Origin of the sequence: Chryseobacterium sp. JAH (assembly GCF_001507335.1) — a bacterium.
Lineage (GTDB): Bacteria > Bacteroidota > Bacteroidia > Flavobacteriales > Weeksellaceae > Chryseobacterium.
Genome location: NZ_LMAH01000004.1, coordinates 109114 through 125610, shown reverse-complemented (window position 1 = coordinate 125610; position 16497 = coordinate 109114). Strand labels below are relative to the sequence as shown.

The 16497-nt window shown below is 34.5% G+C and carries 18 protein-coding genes; 4 read left to right on the top strand and 14 right to left on the bottom strand.

Annotation, left to right across the window (positions count from 1 at the left end; translation table 11 throughout):
* Positions 1-86: 86 nt before the first annotated feature.
* From AR685_RS11340 to AR685_RS11330, 3 genes are all read right to left on the bottom strand, one after another.
* Entirely contained in the window at positions 87-368 is a 282-nt protein-coding gene (locus AR685_RS11340) for a GNAT family N-acetyltransferase (protein ID WP_185113245.1), read from the bottom strand.
* 1 nt (position 369) lies between these two features.
* Complete coding sequence (locus tag AR685_RS11335; RefSeq protein WP_059124634.1) at positions 370-768, bottom strand: OsmC family protein; 399 nt, start codon at positions 766-768, stop codon at positions 370-372.
* Positions 769-881: 113 nt separating this feature from the next.
* Positions 882-1412 carry an NADPH-dependent FMN reductase gene (locus AR685_RS11330; protein ID WP_059124633.1) on the bottom strand — a complete coding sequence of 177 codons (531 nt, stop codon included), beginning with the start codon at positions 1410-1412 and terminating at the stop codon, positions 882-884.
* Between the two features lie 283 nt (positions 1413-1695).
* Here AR685_RS11330 and AR685_RS11325 point away from each other — a divergent pair, with 283 nt between their 5' ends.
* Complete coding sequence (locus tag AR685_RS11325; RefSeq protein WP_047446644.1) at positions 1696-2079, top strand: hypothetical protein; 384 nt, start codon at positions 1696-1698, stop codon at positions 2077-2079.
* A gap of 62 nt (positions 2080-2141) precedes the next feature.
* Here AR685_RS11325 and AR685_RS11320 read toward each other — a convergent pair whose 3' ends face one another.
* From AR685_RS11320 to AR685_RS11275, 10 genes are all read right to left on the bottom strand, one after another.
* The gene (locus AR685_RS11320) at positions 2142-3041 is read right to left on the bottom strand and encodes a pirin family protein (RefSeq protein WP_059124666.1); all 900 of its coding nucleotides are present in this window, start codon (positions 3039-3041) and stop codon (positions 2142-2144) included.
* 78 nt (positions 3042-3119) lie between these two features.
* The gene (locus AR685_RS11315; RefSeq protein ID WP_059124632.1) at positions 3120-3437 is read right to left on the bottom strand and encodes a GNAT family N-acetyltransferase; all 318 of its coding nucleotides are present in this window, start codon (positions 3435-3437) and stop codon (positions 3120-3122) included.
* 36 nt (positions 3438-3473) lie between these two features.
* Positions 3474-4349, bottom strand: a complete 876-nt coding sequence (locus AR685_RS11310; protein ID WP_059124631.1) for a pirin family protein — start codon at positions 4347-4349, stop codon at positions 3474-3476.
* 98 nt (positions 4350-4447) lie between these two features.
* Complete coding sequence (locus tag AR685_RS11305) at positions 4448-5854, bottom strand: MFS transporter (RefSeq protein ID WP_059124630.1); 1407 nt, start codon at positions 5852-5854, stop codon at positions 4448-4450.
* Positions 5855-5971: 117 nt separating this feature from the next.
* Positions 5972-6595, bottom strand: a complete 624-nt coding sequence (locus AR685_RS11300) for a GLPGLI family protein (protein ID WP_059124629.1) — start codon at positions 6593-6595, stop codon at positions 5972-5974.
* Positions 6576-6830 carry a hypothetical protein gene (locus AR685_RS11295; RefSeq protein WP_059124628.1) on the bottom strand — a complete coding sequence of 85 codons (255 nt, stop codon included), beginning with the start codon at positions 6828-6830 and terminating at the stop codon, positions 6576-6578. The genes AR685_RS11300 and AR685_RS11295 overlap by 20 nt, the downstream gene beginning before the upstream one ends.
* Before the next feature lie 83 nt (positions 6831-6913).
* Positions 6914-7729 carry a hypothetical protein gene (locus AR685_RS11290; protein WP_047446632.1) on the bottom strand — a complete coding sequence of 272 codons (816 nt, stop codon included), beginning with the start codon at positions 7727-7729 and terminating at the stop codon, positions 6914-6916.
* 145 nt (positions 7730-7874) lie between these two features.
* The gene (asnB, locus tag AR685_RS11285) at positions 7875-9542 is read right to left on the bottom strand and encodes an asparagine synthase B (RefSeq protein ID WP_059124627.1); all 1668 of its coding nucleotides are present in this window, start codon (positions 9540-9542) and stop codon (positions 7875-7877) included.
* A 314-nt stretch (positions 9543-9856) separates the two neighbouring features.
* Complete coding sequence (locus AR685_RS11280; RefSeq protein WP_059124626.1) at positions 9857-11521, bottom strand: GLPGLI family protein; 1665 nt, start codon at positions 11519-11521, stop codon at positions 9857-9859.
* 101 nt (positions 11522-11622) lie between these two features.
* Positions 11623-12828: an RsmB/NOP family class I SAM-dependent RNA methyltransferase gene (locus tag AR685_RS11275; RefSeq protein ID WP_047446627.1), complete on the bottom strand. Its 1206-nt coding sequence runs from the start codon at positions 12826-12828 to the stop codon at positions 11623-11625.
* Positions 12829-13043: 215 nt separating this feature from the next.
* Here AR685_RS11275 and AR685_RS11270 point away from each other — a divergent pair, with 215 nt between their 5' ends.
* Entirely contained in the window at positions 13044-13907 is an 864-nt protein-coding gene (locus tag AR685_RS11270) for a hypothetical protein (protein ID WP_047446625.1), read from the top strand.
* A gap of 70 nt (positions 13908-13977) precedes the next feature.
* Positions 13978-14322, top strand: a complete 345-nt coding sequence (locus AR685_RS11265; RefSeq protein ID WP_047446622.1) for a zinc ribbon domain-containing protein YjdM — start codon at positions 13978-13980, stop codon at positions 14320-14322.
* Between the two features lie 268 nt (positions 14323-14590).
* Here the strand turns inward: AR685_RS11265 and AR685_RS11260 are convergent, their stop codons facing one another.
* A complete protein-coding gene (locus AR685_RS11260; protein ID WP_047446620.1) occupies positions 14591-15526 on the bottom strand; it encodes a sulfate/molybdate ABC transporter ATP-binding protein in 936 nt (311 codons plus the stop codon).
* Between the two features lie 74 nt (positions 15527-15600).
* Between AR685_RS11260 and AR685_RS11255 the strand changes: the two genes are divergently transcribed.
* A complete protein-coding gene (locus tag AR685_RS11255) occupies positions 15601-16260 on the top strand; it encodes a YceI family protein (RefSeq protein WP_059124624.1) in 660 nt (219 codons plus the stop codon).
* The last annotated feature ends 237 nt before the right edge of the window (positions 16261-16497 follow it).

The window sequence follows — 16497 nt, the reverse complement described above, 5'->3', positions numbered from 1 at the left end:
AGTTTTTTTTGTTTCTGATAAAAAAGAAAAACCTGCCAGAGAAATTTTCTGAAAGGTTTTATAAGTTTAAGTCTGTCTACAAATGATTAAAGTACGTCTCGCAAATCTTCATTTTTCTGGAATGTAGCCTTGGCAAATGGACACAGCGGAATGATTTTTTTGCTGTTTTCTCTTGCGAATTCAACTGCTTTGATCAGCATTTCTTTTCCAACGCCTTTTCCATTATATTCTTCTTCTACCTCAGTGTGGTCGATGATGAATCTGTCTTCACCTGCCCAGGTATAGGTCATTAATCCCGCTCTTCTTCCGTCTATTACTGCTTCAAAGCTTCCGTGTTTTTCGTCGTTGTTTTGTTTTACTTGTATCATATTATGAAAATTTGGTTTGAATTTCTATTTCGTTAAGTAATATTTTATGTGCCGGACAGGCATCTGCAATAGCATGAAGCCTTTTCAGTTGTTCATCGTTCAGGTGACTTCCTTCAAAATTAATATTTCTTTTAAAAATTGCCAATTTTGTAAGCGGAAAATTTTCCAATTCTACTTCTACATCAATTTTTTCTACGTCCCATTCTTTTCTGTCAATATACATTCGCAATGTTGCTGCAGTACAGCTTGCCAGAGAAGTTGCCAGAATTTCAAACGGATTAAAACCTCTATTCTGCCCACCTTTGTCAATGGGTTCATCGGTGATCAATTGATTTTCACCTGCAATTACTTCTGTGTAGTATTTTGTTTTGCCTAAACTAGCTTTTACGGTTACAGCCATTATTTTTGTTAGATGTTAGATGTTAGATGTTAGATGTTAGATGAAAATCCTACAGATTTCTCAGATTTAAATTCGTTAAATAAGAAAATCTTTGATTTTTAAAACTTTTGGATTTAAGCAATCTCATTTTTAAAATTCTCAATTTTTTCATTTAATTCTTTCAATAATTCAGGATTGATGATACCACTTTCCAAATCAAAGTTCTCATAAAACTTGGATAACGAAAAAGTTTCTTTCACATCAGCTGCAAATTGAGGGAAAAATGTTTTTGCAGTATTCATTACATTTCCTCCACCATATCCTCCGGGAGATGTGCTCATTAAAAGCATGGGTTTGTTTTGGAATACTTTGACATTGATTCTAGAAGCCCAATCGAAAATATTTTTGAACGCTGCGCTGTACGATCGGTTGTGCTCCGCAAGAGAACAGATGATCACATCACATTCTTTAATCTGATTCAGGAAATCGTGTGCCTGGTTCGGAAAGCCTTTTTTCTCAAGATCAACTGAGAAAACAGGCATTGAAAAATCATTCAGATCGATCAGGTTAATCTCGTGTTGCTGGAAACTTTTCAAAACAAATTTTACCAACTCTTTGTTGATGGATGTGGAAGAGGTACTTCCTGCAAATGCTAATATTTTCATTGGTATTTTTATATAAAACTAGTCAAAAAATAATTGAGGTGAATGTCAGAAATAAGCTTGTAGTAGATATTTACTGTGTTGAGATTTATTAATCAATCATTACATTTAATGATACATTCACTCTGGTTAAGGTTTGTGGATATTTGCTGTGATGGAAACAAGTGGCTGTTGATTTTGTATGTTATGCATTGTTTTTATTGAATTATTTTGAGTTAAATTTATTTTTACTTGAATTATTCATAAATTAATTTATATTTGTAATACAGACAAAAATCAAATATTTATGAAAAAAACTATCCTCATGTTGGGTGCTGTTACGCTGATATGCGTTACAGCATGCAAAAAAGAAGATGCTCCAAAAACAGTAACTGCTGTTGCATCAGAAGAAAAAATTGTAAAAGGATCTGGTGTTACCATTGACGGAGTACAAGTCCCGAAATTCAGCAACCCGGAAGTCCAGCAGTTTGCGACTGAATATGCCCATATGGTTTCTGAAATGACAGCAGCTTCAAAAGCAGGTGATGTAGCAAAAAGTCAAGAACTTACCGCAAAATCACAGGAATGGACTGCAAAGAATGCTTCATGGTCATCTAAAATGACTCCTGAAGATTCTAAACTTTGGACAGATTTCATTACAAAACTTTCTGAAGCTGAAAGAGAGAATTAATCTTTTAATTTTTCCTTCAAAAAACTAAGCCACTTGTACAAGAAGTGGCTTTACTTTTTGCATTATTTTCTGTTTAAAATAGCTTTTGGAAGTGGTACATACTCTTCTGTATCTCCCGGTACTAAAGGAAAGGCCTCATAGTTTTGATCATTCCAGTCTACTTTTGCTTGATCAATCAATTCTTTGTCTGAATTCACGAAATTCCAGAAAATGAAGCGTTCTTCATCGAAAGGTTCGCCTCCGAAAAGATAAACTGTCGCATTTTCGCTCATTTCAAACTCACAAAGTTTGGTATTTTTAGCAATCAACAATTGTTTTGAACCATAGCTGCTCTCCTCGATATTCACTGTTCCATCAAGTACATACATTGCAGCTTCTCCATAAAGATCTTGCCCAATGCTGATTTTCTGAGCCGTTTTAGTTTTAATTTCAATGAAAAATAATTTACTGTGCACGGGCACCGGAGATTTTTTATCAAAAGCTTCACCGGCAATTAATTTATAGTGAACCCCATTTTCTTCCCAAACCGGAAGTTCATCTGCTTCGATGTGGCTAAAAGTAGGCTCACTTTGTTCCAAATGTTTAGGTAGTCCCACCCAGATTTGAAAACCGTGAAGTCTCTTGTCGGTTTCTCTTAAATATTCAGGAGTTCTTTCTGAATGTACGACACCTTTTCCGGCAGTCATCCAGTTTACTGCACCTGGTTTTATTTCAAGTGCACTTCCTATGCTGTCTCTGTGGAAAATTGAACCTTCCAGCAAATAAGTTAGCGTTGAAAGTCCAATATGCGGATGTGGCGGAACATCTAAATTCTGATAATCTTTTAATTCTGCAGGTCCCATGTGATCAATAAATACGAATGGTCCGACTGCTCTTTTTTCACGGAAGGGAAGAAGTCGTCCCACCAAAAAATTTCCTATGTCTGCTGATTTTTCTTCTAAAATAAGTCCGATGTTTGACATGATAAATTTGGTTTTTTTGTTTTTGAATAAAGCTAATGTAATCAAATATTTCTAATACTGGTGACAGTTTACGTAAAATTAAATGTTATCGTAACCTTCAAATCTCTCGTCAACAATACGTTTCCACTCTGTATGTTTTTTGATAAATGCAAAAACGTAGGGGCAGAATGGAAGAAGTTTTTTGCCGCTTTCTTCAATGTAAATTAAGGTCTTTTCAACTACAGCTGCAGCAGCACCAGTTCCTGCCAATTCGGGTTCTGCCTCGGTATGAATTAGTGCGATTTGGTGACTCGTCTCTTTATAATCTATAAATGCGAAATGATTGTTGTATTCTATTTCAAATCTCTTTTTTTCTTCGTTTTTTACTAGTGAGATGTTTTCAAATTCTGGTTTCATGATTTTTATATTTAAAAGTTTGGTTTTTACGTCTAATTAATCTTCCAAATACCCAAATTTTCCGGTATTGAAATCTTCAAATGCTTGCATAATTTCTTCTCGGGTATTCATTACAAATGGTCCGTGTGGGAAGATAGGTTCATTGATTGGTTGGCCGCTTAAGATTAAAACAATTGAATCTTCGGTCGCTTCTACAGTAAAGTTTTCGCCTTCATTTTTAAACAAAACAAAATGATTGGTCGGTGCTTGTTCTTCATTATTTACAATGATATTTCCTTCTATAACTAAAGCGGCGGTATTATAATTCGAAGGAAAACTAAATGCTACTTTTCCACCAGATTTTAATTTTGCATTCATCAGATTGATGGGAGTAAATGTTGAGGCAGGCCCCGTATTTTCGTCGTACGATCCGGCGATAATTTCAATGAAACCGTTTTCTCCTAAATCTATTTTCTTCATTTCTGAATGAGCAATCGCCTGATATTTTGGTTTGCTCATTTTATCTTTTGCAGGCAGATTCACCCAAAGCTGAACCATCTGAAAAATTCCGCCTTGTTTTGACCATTGTTTTTCGTGATATTCTTTATGAAGAATTCCACTTGCAGCAGTCATCCACTGTACATCGCCTTCGCCAATGATTCCGCCGCCGCCAGCACTGTCATGATGTTCTACTTTTCCTTGATACGCAATGGTTACGGTTTCAAAACCTCTGTGCGGATGAACACCAACACCTTTTGGAGTTTCTGAAGGATTAAAATGAAATTTTGAATTGTAATCCAACATGATGAATGGATCCATTCTTTTCATATCAAGCTTTTGAACGCTCGGAATAAAATTATGCACCCTAAAGCCATCGCCTACAAAGTGTGCAGGCTTTGGTGGAATTACGATTTCTACTTTTTTAGTTGTCATAATATGTTTGTTTTAATTTTAAACAAATTTAGGACAGTAGAAAGAGATTACCATTGATGTGTGATAAGTTCGGATTTTTGAATGAGAAGGGTTGCAGGTTATTCTTCAGATGATTTCATATTTCTTCCGTCGGAAACGTGAAGTCTTCTGAAAACCAGGCTTGAAAGGATTGTTAGAATTCCGACACTAAGAAACGTATAGCGGAATGCATTGTGGGTTTCATGCTGAATCAGCTCAGGGCTGTTTTCGTAAATTTTTAAAACAATTAAACCAAATGCAATCCCGAAACCAATGGCCAATTGCTGATTTACTGAGATCAGCGAATTTCCGCTGCTGGTCTGGAAGTTTCGTAAATCTGCTATAGAAATGGTGTTCATCGAGGTGAACTGTATTGAATTGAAAAATCCCAAAATCGCAATTACCGGAACAAACCAGTAAATAGAATCATGAATATTAGGAATTGCTAAACAGCAGATTAAGGTTCCAATCACGAGCGTATTGACCATCAAGGTTTTTTTGTACCCGTATTTATTCAAAATTCGGATCACAGAAGATTTTCCGAACATCGCTGTTAAAGCCATCGGAGCAATAATCCATCCTGACACCACGGCCGATTGTCCGTAGGCAATCTGAATCATTAAAGGAAGCAACAAGGGAACGGAACTGATTCCTAATCGTGTGGCAAGATTTCCTACAATTCCTACACGGAACGTACGAACCTGAAATAGATTGAGAGGGAAAATAGGATTTTTTCCTTTTTTTGCATGTGTATAGTAATAGTACAGAAACAGAAACCCTAATATGAAAACGAGTAAAACCGGTGTAATATTCTGCATATCTCCGAATAATTCGAGAGAGATTGAAAGTAGTAGAGAGGCAGCAGCAAAAATCATAAAACCTTTCAAATCAAAATCAGTTTCCCGCGAATTGTAATTGGGCATGAATTTTAAACCTAAAACAATTCCTAAGACTCCAATCGGAATGTTAATGAGGAAAATCCAATGCCATGAAAGATAATCTACAATGTAACCGCCAACCAATGGACCTAAAACTGGGCCAATCAAAGCGGGAACAATGGCAAAATTCATGGCTTTCAGCAATTCGTTTCTGTTGAAAGTTTTGATTAAAGCTAATTTCCCGACCGGTGTCATCAAACTTCCCCCGACTCCCTGAATGACTCTTGAAATCACCAAATGCGTCAGATTTTGTGAAAGCGCACAAAACACCGACCCCAGACTGAAAAGCACCAAAGCAAAGATAAAAACCCTTCTCGTGCCGAACCGGTCTGCCAAAAAACCGCTCGCCGGCATGAAAACCGCTAATGTCAACACATAGCTGATAATGGCATTCTGCATATTGAGCGGAGATTCATTTAAATCTCTGGCAATAGAAGGCAGGGAAGTATTTAAAATCGTAGAATCCAGCATCTGCATAAAAATGGCAGTCGCTAAAATTAAAGGAAGAACTTTTTTTACGGTTTGGCGGGGAGATGTGGTTGTGGGCATGCAATTAAATTATCTTTAAACTTGAATTTTAAGCTTAAATTTTTAATTATTTAAAGTTACAATTTTCGAACCGATATTTTTAATTACACATAACAATATGATAAGTAGTCCTTGTGATTAATCGCAAGCATTTATTAATTCTATTGGATTTTCAAAATTCTGTAAAAATAATCTCTGCTTTTTGTCAAAATTTTCTTTGAATCCTCTGTCGCCAGGATTTCCATCAATACTAATACTGTTCATCCATCCGTCACCGGAAGAATTTTGAAGTCCAAAGATAGAGGAAGGTTGTTTTTTGTAATCTTCCCAAACTTTAGCCCATTTTTCAGAAGAAGTTTTTATCATGTTGTTTGTGCCGTAGTTTCTTTCTGAAATATCATTTGTTTCTTTTGTGATTGACTTCATTTTGTACATAAATTCGTTTTCGGAATCATTGAGTTTTAAAATCAATCCGGGTAATCCATGAAATTTGTACGGTCCATCCTGAACGGGAATTTCTGTCGTAAACCATGCAGTCCATTTTCTACCGCCAAACTCAGTACTAGCTTTTTGAATAGAATAGCCTAAATAAATATCCTTTTCCGAATATATTTTCCAAACAATTGTACATTGGTTTTTTACGATGAAAATTTTGTCATAAAGCTGTTTTTCGAATAGAGTTTCTTTGTTAATATAATTTTTTGAAACAACATCATTGAATTTTGACTGACCATATTTGTAGTCAAACGAAAGACTTCCCAATCCTTTTTTTCTTGAATTCTTTTAGGGCTATTGTTTTCGTTGAGTCATTTTTAAATTTTATATAAGATAAAAATTCTGATGTTTTGTTGTCATGAATCAGTAAAGCAAAATCTTCCTGCAGATATTCAGTCGCTTTTTTCTGTGGTTTCCATTTGAAATCATAAACTGACTTGTAAGATTGTGCTGAAACAAAAGCAAGCAAAAAGAAAAAAATAATACTGAGCTTAATTTTCATAGTAAGGTGATTTTTGATGAAATGAAGATAATAAAAAACCCCGAAAAAATATTTTCTCGGGGTTTTGATGGTAAGTTTTAAATTTATTTTCTAGGCTTTTCTACTCCTATCCACGCTTCGCCTTCTCTTTTTACCTGGCTCAATGTGAAAGTTTTAAAATCGTCTGTTTTGTATTCGATGTTGTCTACGTTCTGCTCAAACGGCATAATGTAGAAGAAGTCTTTATCTGTTTTATCAGCTTTTGTTCCCTTCTTTACCGTAGGCATATATTTTCTGTTGAATTTATATTTTGGCAAGTACTGTTTCAATGAAGCGTAGAATTTCTTGTCTTCCTTTTCGTTAGGAACAATATCGACAATATTAAATTCGTCTTTTTTCTTATCAACCCATAGATAATAGATTGTTTCTTCCATCGTTTTCTTGTTCAAAGAGGCGAATCCGAAGAATTCTTTCGGCACTAATTCTTTAATTTTTTCTGCATCTACTTTAGTAAAGTATTCTCCTTGTGAAGGGTCAACATAAGTTTCCAAATTGTATAACAATACCTGATTGTTTTGGAAATTTTTGTTTTTGAAATATTGATCTAGAGATAATTCTGCTGTTTTTCTTAATTCTTTTCCTCTGTCATCCAGCTTTTTTGTTGGATTCTGAGGATTTACTTTTTTTACAAAGTTATAAAGAACTACAGGTTTAATATCAGCAAGGTGAGGGAAGGTTTTTAACTGTTCAGCTTTTACCAACCAGTAATATTGCTGATAGTAATCATCTTTATCGACAGGTTTTACACTTTTATAGGTAAGAGCCAGCTTTTTAGAATTAAGATATTTTCCATATTTACCTTGTCCAAAAGCGAAGCTTACAGATAGTAAAGCAAATAAAATAGTAATGTTTCTTTTCATGTTACAGCAAAGATTTTTTTTAATTTTTCAAATATAATTATTTATTAGATAATAAGTTTAATACTTAGTTAAATTATCTAAATATTCTTGATTTTATTCAATAAAAAATCCTGTAAGAATACAGGATTAATAAATTTGCCGATTTTTAGTAAGAAGTTTCGTGCACTTTCACGGCTCTTCCACTAGGGTCGTTCATTTTCTTAAAAGCCTCGTCCCATTCTAAAGCGATGGGAGTGGAACATGCCACAGAAGGTACAGAAGGTACAGTAGCAGCTGCAGTTTCACTTGGGAAATGCTCTTCAAAAATAGTTCTGTAACGGTATTCTTCTTTGTTTTGAGGAGTATTTAATGGAAATCTGAATTTTGCATTCGTCATCATTTCGTCAGTCACATATTTTTCTGCAACTTCTTTCAACGTGTCAATCCAAGAATATCCAACGCCGTCAGAGAACTGTTCTTTTTGTCTCCAGGCGATTGACTCGGGTAAAATATCTTCAAAAGCTTTTCTTAACACCCATTTTTCAATTTTTCCTTCTTCTTTTTTGATCATTTTATCCTGAGGATTTACATTCATAGCAATATCCATAAATTCTTTGTCCAAAAACGGAACTCTTCCTTCAATTCCCCAACTCATTAATGCTTTGTTGGCTCGCAGACAATCGTAAAGATGAAGCTTTCCTAATTTTCTTACCGTTTCGTCATGAAATTCTTTTGCATTTGGAGCTTTATGGAAATACAGATATCCTCCGAACAATTCATCGGCACCTTCACCTGAAAGGACCATTTTGATTCCCATCGATTTGATTACTCTTGCCAAAAGATACATTGGTGTGGAGGCTCTGATGGTTGTCACATCATATGTTTCCAAATGATAAATAACATCTCGGATAGCGTCCAAACCTTCCTGAACAGTAAAATTAACTTCATGATGAACGGATCCGATATGTTCTGCCGCTTTTTTCGCTGCTTCCAAATCGGGAGAACCAACCAACCCTACCGCAAAGCTATGCAGTCTCGGGTACCATGCTTCCTGTGTGTCTCCACTTTCGATTCTCTGTCTCGCATACTTTGCTGTAACCGCTGAAATAATAGAAGAATCTAGGCCTCCGGATAGGAGAACACCATAAGGGACATCACTCATCAACTGTCTGTGAACCGCTGCTTCCAATCCTTTTCTGATTGCACTAATGTCTGTACTGTTGTCTTTTACCGAATTAAAACTTTCCCAGTCTCTCTTGTACCATTGTTGAAGTTCTGTTCCCTCAATATTGTAAACATAATGTCCCGGAAGAAAAGTTTCAATTTTTTTGCAGAATCCTTCCAAAGCCTTAAGCTCAGAGGCGATGTAGTAGTTTCCGTTTTTGTCCCAACCTTGATACAATGGGCAAATTCCCATATGATCACGGGCGATCAGATATATATTATTTTCGATATCGTAAAGAGCAAAAGCAAAGATTCCATTTAATTTTTCAATAAAATCTTTTCCGTATTTTTGATACAAAGCCAGAATAACTTCGCAGTCAGATTGGGTTTGAAATTCATAATCAGGAAATTCTTCTTTCAGCTCACGATGATTGTATATTTCTCCGTTTACAGCTAAAACGATTTTACCGTCTTTAGAAAATAGAGGTTGTTTTCCAGAAGATGGATCAACGATAGCAAGTCTTTCATGAGAAAATAAAACTTTTTCGTTTTGAAAAACACCGCTCCAGTCCGGACCTCTGTGACGAATTTTTTTAGACATTTCTAAGACCTGGGGTCTTAATATCTCGGTTTGTTGTTTGGCGTCAAACAAGCATACGATTCCACACATGTTATTTTTATTTGAAAGCAAAATTATAAATAATATATAAATTTTTTTAAAAAAAATTAATTAAAGTTTATATTTTTAATTAAATTAATTGAATTTAAATAATTTATTATTTTGCTGACAATTTTTATTACGTGTTGGTTGATATTTTTCACTACCATCTAAGGTCATGGATACTGACGACCAAAAAATGAAAAATATTGATTTCCGACAATTAATAATTCAAATATTTTTCATTACTTTGTGGCTCGAAATAATTTTTTTTCATCATTTGTGTTTTTACCTCCTTGCAATAATATTGCAAGGAGGTTTTGTTTTTACTCTGATCCGAGTAAAGCAGCCGAAATATTCCATGCGCTGAAACTCGTTCCTTCAGGTTCTCCCTGAGGAATTTTAACCTGGATGGTATGTTTTCCGGCTTTCAAATCTCCTACTTGAATATAGTTGGGGTTGGTAATTGTTCCGGGACACCAATTTGATCTGCTGAGATCTGAAGAAGAAAGTCCGTCTGGAAAATTTCCTGATGCAGGGTTGTACAATCTATAAGATCCGCAGTCGCTTCTCCAAGGAGTAAATGAGAAAGTTATTTTTCCGTCTATATAAATAGCATTGGTTTTCGGAATAAATTCGTCACCGTTTTCCCAGCCGCCATGACCTGTTGTAATGTATCGTAATTGAACATTTTTTAAATCTTTTTCCAAATCAAATTCTACAAAAAGCCCTTTATCATTATTAAACATTGTCGCATAATCCTGACCAGCCATTTCCATAATATTCGTTGTATTGAAGAGCGGAATTACTCTGTTATTTTTATAGACAATCTGATCGCTTTTGTGAATGGTGATATCTAAACTTACTTTGTGACCGCCTTTGTCGTAATTTCCGATGAAAGTTCCTACCAAGATTTCTTTTTCGGAAAGAGAAGGTTTCAGCTCGGTGATATCCTGACGAAACGGACTTAGCGTTTGCCAGGTTTTATCTTTTAATTCTAGATTATTAAACTTATTGATTCCGAAAGCGGTAAAAAATCTCATCAGTTCAACCGTCGGCTGATAATTTTCAGTTGAGTTGATTCCAAAATACTGTTTCCCATTTCCGTTTTCATAAACCGGAAGTGTTTTTACTCCTTTTTCCAATCCGTCAAAAAAAGATTGCGATTTATCTTGGGGAATAAAAAATACAGTTCCTGTTCTGTCGTAAGCATCACCGTTGGATTGTTGTTTTAACTCTACAAAAACGTTTTCACCTTCAGTAAGCTGTGGAAATTTAATTTTCTTTAATATAATTGTTCCGTTGGCGAATCTTTTAATATTTTCATCAGATTTTGATTGGTCTGAGAAGTTGATGATTTCATTTTCAAAAACCTTTAAAGTTGTGAACCTGCTTTTCCAAAGTAAATCTCTGTAGCTTAAAAGATCTGTCGTAGTGATAGGTTTGTTGATTATATTTTCAATTCCTGATTTTTTAATTTTCTTCAGTGAAGTTGCGGTCGTAGCAGAGTTTCCATTTCTTTCGATTTCTAAAACTAAACCCAAATTTTGCCCTAAACTTGAAGGCCCTCCTTTTAGTTTTAGGTCATTGGTGTACCAGACTTCAATGTTGTTTGAATTGATTTTGGTGACCGCGTGTTTACAGGTATACCCCAAAATTTTCTTGGTTTTATCTGTGAATTCAAAATTTTGTTTTGCGATGGATTGTGAATCCGAAGTAGAAATAATATCTCCGAGCTTTAAAAACCCGTAAGATACAATCGTGTTGGAAGGTTTTTCAATTTTGCTGATTTCAAAAGGATATTCATTTTTCTGCTCTTTTGTTTTAGAACTTAAAATGTAGTTTTCGCTCTCGTTTACCCAAACTATGGTAGGGTTTTGGTTAGGTTGAATTTTCCCATTGGAAGAACTCATATATTGAATTTCGTAAGTCTGAGCAAAATTTAAAACAGATAAAAATACGAAGAAACAAAGGATTAAAGGTTTATTCATGATGTTTTGATGGTTTGTACAAAGGTAAAGTTTTGATTTATTTCTATAAAAAAAACTACTCCAAAAAATAGAGTAGTTTATATCGTATGATTAAAATAATTTTAAGCTAATCTTTCGATCAGAGCCATATAGAATCCGTCGTAGCCCTGACTAGGCATTATTTTCTCGTCTTTGATTAATTTATAATCAGGATTGTTTTTCAAAAATTCAGCAACCTGTTCGTTGTTTTCTGATGGAAGAACAGAACAAGTAGCGTACACCATTTTTCCACCTTTTTTAAGGATTTTAGAATAATCCTGGATGATCTGCTGCTGTTCTTTTTTGATTCTGTCGATGAACGCCTGATCGATTTTCCACTTGCTGTCTGGGTTTCTTTTCAAAACTCCCAAACCTGAACATGGTGCGTCAATCAAAAGTCTGTCTGCTGTTTCGTGAAGACGTTTGATCACTTTGTTATCAGAAATCATACGGGTTTCAATATTGTGAGCTCCGGCTCTTTTAGCACGACGTTTCAGTTCAGCTAATTTCCATTCGTAAATATCTAAAGCGATAATCTGACCTTTATTGCCCATCAATGCGGCTAAGTGAAGAGTTTTTCCACCTGCTCCGGCACAAACATCAACGACTCTCTGACCTTCTTTTACGTCAAGAAAATATCCTATTTTTTGAGATGTTGCATCCTGTACTTCAAATAATCCGTCTTTAAATGCACTTGTAAGAAAAACATTCTTTTTTTCTTCTAACTGCACGGCATCAGGATAATTTTTCACAGTATATGCCACTACATTTTCAACAGCAAGATCTGAAATCAACTCTTTGGCCGAAGTTTTCAATGAGTTTGCTCTCAAAACTGTTGGAGCCTGTTCGTTCAGAGCTTTCATTTCTTTTTCCCAAACCGGACCCAATTCTTTTTCTAATGTTTCTGCCAACCATTCAGGAATGGAATGCTCAATAGATTTTGTAGGAACAGTTCCTTTTTTAAGTTTGGTTGTAATATCGGCGATTTTGATGCCTTCAAATTCTTCAAATCTTTTATAATTGGTTTTGCTCCACAGGCAGTAAGCAACAATCATTTTATAAATATTGTTGGGTTTTGCGCTTTCGCCCATATAATATTCAAGGCGTCTTTTCCAACGGATGATGTTGTAGAAAATCTCCGAAACAACTGCTCTGTCTTGGCTTCCCCACTTTCTGTGAGCCTTTAAAAGTCTTTCGATTACTTTATCGGCATATTTATTTTTCTCAAAAAAAGTTTCTTGTAAAGCATCGTGAATTCCGATGGCCAAGTTTCTGTGTATTAATTCCATTGTTGCAGTATGCTGTTTGAACTTGCAAAAATACGAATTTTAAATTTGGGATATGTAAGTTTGATATTTTAAATTATTGACCCACTTAAGAAACTATTTTGCAGTAACTCAATTAGTGTTTTTACTACAAATGAGGATGAGTAAGAACTTTAATAAAATTATATTTTTTTTCAATCAAATTCGTTTTATTTGTATCTGGTTGGAAGTTATTCGATATGAAACATATATTAAGCTTTTTATTATTAGTAGCCAGCTTTTTAGTCTTAGGGCAAACCAAGGAAGAGTTGATTCAAAAAATGATTGATTATAATGTCTTTGAGTCGGATTGTGTGGGAATCGTCTGCTCTCCTAGTGAGCAATTTAACCGCTTTGAAAAGTTGAAATCATTAATCTCTGAAAAAGAACTTTTTGAGCTTGCTAAACACAAAGAGCCGGTTATCAGAGCTTACGCTGCTACAGAGTTGGTGAAGAATCATAAAGAAGTAATCCAATTGTTTAGTTTTGAAATTAACAAAAATGAAAATGTGGAAACTCAGGATGGGTGCCTTGGTGGCTATGATGATTTATCATGGATTATTTACAATGCTTACAAATGGAAAGTAGCTTTAAAATCGATTACTAAAGCAGATACCATTGATGATGTCCGTAATGAAAAAATATCCGATGCTTTAGCAAAAGATAGAACTTTTCAAAAATTAGACAGTATTGTTCTGCATTCTGACAAAGATTTGTACTATATGTTTTACCACATTATTCTTAAAAATATAAAGATTGATGAGTATTTACTTCCAAGAATGAAAGAATTAGCTTTGAAACATAATAATTCTTTCGCATTCGATTGTATTGCAGATAAATATCCTGATGAAGTTAAACATTATTTTGAAAAAGATTTTCTTAGGGCTGATTTTAACAGCCCAAATAAAGTGATGTATCTGGATAGGTTTGTAGAATACTTATTAGAATCAAAAAATGAAAATTATAAAAATCTGGTGGTTAAAAAACTGAAAAAGCACAATTATTGGAGGAAGTATTTCAATACCATTGAACAGAAATTGGAGAAGTATCAAGTAGTATTGTGATCAATGAGTTTTCTTTCTTCCATCATCCATCATCCGACATTTAAAACTATCTTTGCAAAAAAATTAAAAAATGAGTGATGTAGTAATCTGCCCAAAATGTAGTTCGGAGTTTACGTATGAGCAGGATGATCTGATGGTTTGTTCACAATGTTTTTACGAATGGAATCCTAAAGAAACTGCTGCTGAAAATGACCATGCAGGAAAAATTTTAGATGCCAACGGAAATGAACTGCAAGACGGAGATTCTGTAGTGGTTGTAAAGGATTTACCCGTAAAAGGTGCTCCGAAACCTGTAAAAGCAGGAACTAAAGTTAAAAACATTCGATTAAGACCAGACAGCGATCATAATATCGATTGCAAAATTGATGGTTTTGGTTCGATGGCTTTGAAGTCTGAATTTGTAAAAAAAGCTTAAAAATATTTCCTTTTATAATATAGAATGCGTTCCGTTTGGGACGCATTTTTTGCATAAAAAAAGGAAAAGATTGGACAGTGTAAACTTCCAAGACTTCATTGCAGGAGAAAAATGCTAATTTCAGTCTATTGGGTGGAAGAGAATTGAACCAAAAGTTTCCTTATGTTGTTGCTGATTCAAATTTAATAATATTGCTGGAAATCAGTTGAATAAATGTTTTAAATTTATCCACAAACTAACATTAAGGATGATAAAAAACTGTTAATTATTAAGAGAAAGATATTTTTTGACTTCCTTCCATCTTTTCAGTGGTGTGAATGATGAGTTCTTTGTTTTTTGAAATCAATTTGTTCCAGTAATGATTTCCTGCAAATCTGCTTTCAAGAACTTCTGCTTGAAAACCTGTTTCCGAAATTTGTATCTGTTGCGGATAATACGCAAAATTAGAAATTCCAAAATCGTTCATTTCGGATTCTGTAAAAATATTGACCTCACCGAAAAGTTTAGCCACATAACTGTTGTATGGGGTTTTGTAAGTTTCTTCAGGACGGTCATTCTGTATCAGCCTTCCATTTTCAAGAATTACAATCTGATCAAGCCACGGAATAACGTCCTGCAATTCGTGTGTAGAAATAATCAGAGAAATGTTTTTTTCTTTTACATATCTGAAAAGTTTTTCCCGAAGTTCGATTTTTCTAGCATAATCGAGATGACTGAAAGGTTCGTCCAGTAATAATAATTTAGGTAAAACGGAAAGTGCTCTTGCGATCGCCACTCTTTGTTGTTGTCCGCCACTTAAATTTTTAGGAAGAACGTTAGCATATTCTACCAATCCCACAACCTCCAAAAGTTCGCTGACTGTTTCTTTTTTCTTAGCTAAATTGATATTTGAAAGAAATTTTCCCACATTATCAGCTACGGTGGCATAAGGCATCAGGTCAAAATTCTGTGCTACAAATTTCATTTCAGCCTCTCCGGGAACGAGATTTCCCTTTGGCCCCATCAGTTTATTGCCTCTAAACATGATTTCGCCTTGATCCCAATCTAAAAGTCCATAAATGAGACTTAAAAGAGTGGATTTTCCGCAACCACTTTCACCTGCCAGCGCAATTACTTTCCCTTCATCCAATCTGAGATTGAAGTTTTGGAACAAAGTCTTTTCCTTTGTGTGTGAAAAATATAAATTGTTTATCTCTAATAGCATAAGGCAAAAATACGGTTTTTAGAAAACACTGGCATATTTTTAGTAATTTTACAAAGACTTAAAATTTATTCAAAATGCAAAGAAAATTATTTGCCCTGGCTCTTCCTGCGCTTTTTGCAGCTGCTGTAGCTGTATCATGTCAAAAAGAAAAACCTGTTGCAAGTGACGGTAATGACGTGACCACTACCAAAGATGGAAACCAATATGTGCTTGATACCTTGAACAGCAGAGTAGAATGGAAGGGCTATAAAGTTTTTAAATCTGAAAACACGAGTCATTTCGGAACAATTACTTTTGAAAGTGGGGATGTTACTATAAAAGAAGGGAAACTAGAAAGTGGAAAATTTGTAGCAGATATGAATTCTTTGACGTCTGTTGATTTAAAAGATGATGTTGAGCAATTAAATAAATTAAATGGTCACTTGAAGAGCGGAGATTTCTTCGAAACAGAAAAATTTCCTACATCTTCTTATGAGATTACAAAAGTTACTCCATCTGCAGAAGGTGATTACAATACGATTTTGGATGGGAATTTAACGATAAAAGGTATTTCAAAAGCGGTTCAGTTTAAAGCAAATGTGTCTGTCAACGAAGGTGTAGTGAGTATTGCAACAGAACCGAAAGATATTATGAGAGAAGAATTTGGTGTGAAGTTCCAAAGTCCTGCTGAGAATGGTGTGATTAAAGATGAGATAAGCCTTCAGATTAATGTGAAAGCTTTAGAAAAGAAATAATTAAAAAATGAATTCTTACGAAGTCGGTTATAATATTGGATATTATGCAGCTCAAATTCTCATCATAAGTTTTTTAGCGCTCATTGTATACTTGATCATTCGTTTATTAAGAAGAATAAAAAAGTGATTTTAATAATAAAATGTAAATCTGTCTGAAAAGGCAGATTTTTTTATGATAATTTCAAAACTTTTTTAATTGGAAAACCTTATTTTTGCAGATACATTTTTGAAAGGGAT

Bases quoted from the DNA above. Each gene is read 5' to 3' on its own strand.
- AR685_RS11340 (WP_185113245.1), bottom strand. From the start codon at position 368: ATGATACAAGTAAAACAAAACAACGACGAAAAACACGGAAGCTTTGAA.
- AR685_RS11335 (WP_059124634.1), bottom strand. From the start codon at position 768: ATGGCTGTAACCGTAAAAGCTAGTTTAGGCAAAACAAAATACTACACA.
- AR685_RS11330 (WP_059124633.1), bottom strand. From the start codon at position 1,412: ATGAAAATATTAGCATTTGCAGGAAGTACCTCTTCCACATCCATCAAC.
- AR685_RS11325 (WP_047446644.1), top strand. From the start codon at position 1,696: ATGAAAAAAACTATCCTCATGTTGGGTGCTGTTACGCTGATATGCGTT.
- AR685_RS11320 (WP_059124666.1), bottom strand. From the start codon at position 3,041: ATGTCAAACATCGGACTTATTTTAGAAGAAAAATCAGCAGACATAGGA.
- AR685_RS11315 (WP_059124632.1), bottom strand. From the start codon at position 3,437: ATGAAACCAGAATTTGAAAACATCTCACTAGTAAAAAACGAAGAAAAA.
- AR685_RS11310 (WP_059124631.1), bottom strand. From the start codon at position 4,349: ATGACAACTAAAAAAGTAGAAATCGTAATTCCACCAAAGCCTGCACAC.
- AR685_RS11305 (WP_059124630.1), bottom strand. From the start codon at position 5,854: ATGCCCACAACCACATCTCCCCGCCAAACCGTAAAAAAAGTTCTTCCT.
- AR685_RS11295 (WP_059124628.1), bottom strand. From the start codon at position 6,830: ATGAAAATTAAGCTCAGTATTATTTTTTTCTTTTTGCTTGCTTTTGTT.
- AR685_RS11290 (WP_047446632.1), bottom strand. From the start codon at position 7,729: ATGAAAAGAAACATTACTATTTTATTTGCTTTACTATCTGTAAGCTTC.
- asnB (WP_059124627.1), bottom strand. From the start codon at position 9,542: ATGTGTGGAATCGTATGCTTGTTTGACGCCAAACAACAAACCGAGATA.
- AR685_RS11280 (WP_059124626.1), bottom strand. From the start codon at position 11,521: ATGAATAAACCTTTAATCCTTTGTTTCTTCGTATTTTTATCTGTTTTA.
- AR685_RS11275 (WP_047446627.1), bottom strand. From the start codon at position 12,828: ATGGAATTAATACACAGAAACTTGGCCATCGGAATTCACGATGCTTTA.
- AR685_RS11270 (WP_047446625.1), top strand. From the start codon at position 13,044: ATGAAACATATATTAAGCTTTTTATTATTAGTAGCCAGCTTTTTAGTC.
- AR685_RS11265 (WP_047446622.1), top strand. From the start codon at position 13,978: ATGAGTGATGTAGTAATCTGCCCAAAATGTAGTTCGGAGTTTACGTAT.
- AR685_RS11260 (WP_047446620.1), bottom strand. From the start codon at position 15,526: ATGCTATTAGAGATAAACAATTTATATTTTTCACACACAAAGGAAAAG.
- AR685_RS11255 (WP_059124624.1), top strand. From the start codon at position 15,601: ATGCAAAGAAAATTATTTGCCCTGGCTCTTCCTGCGCTTTTTGCAGCT.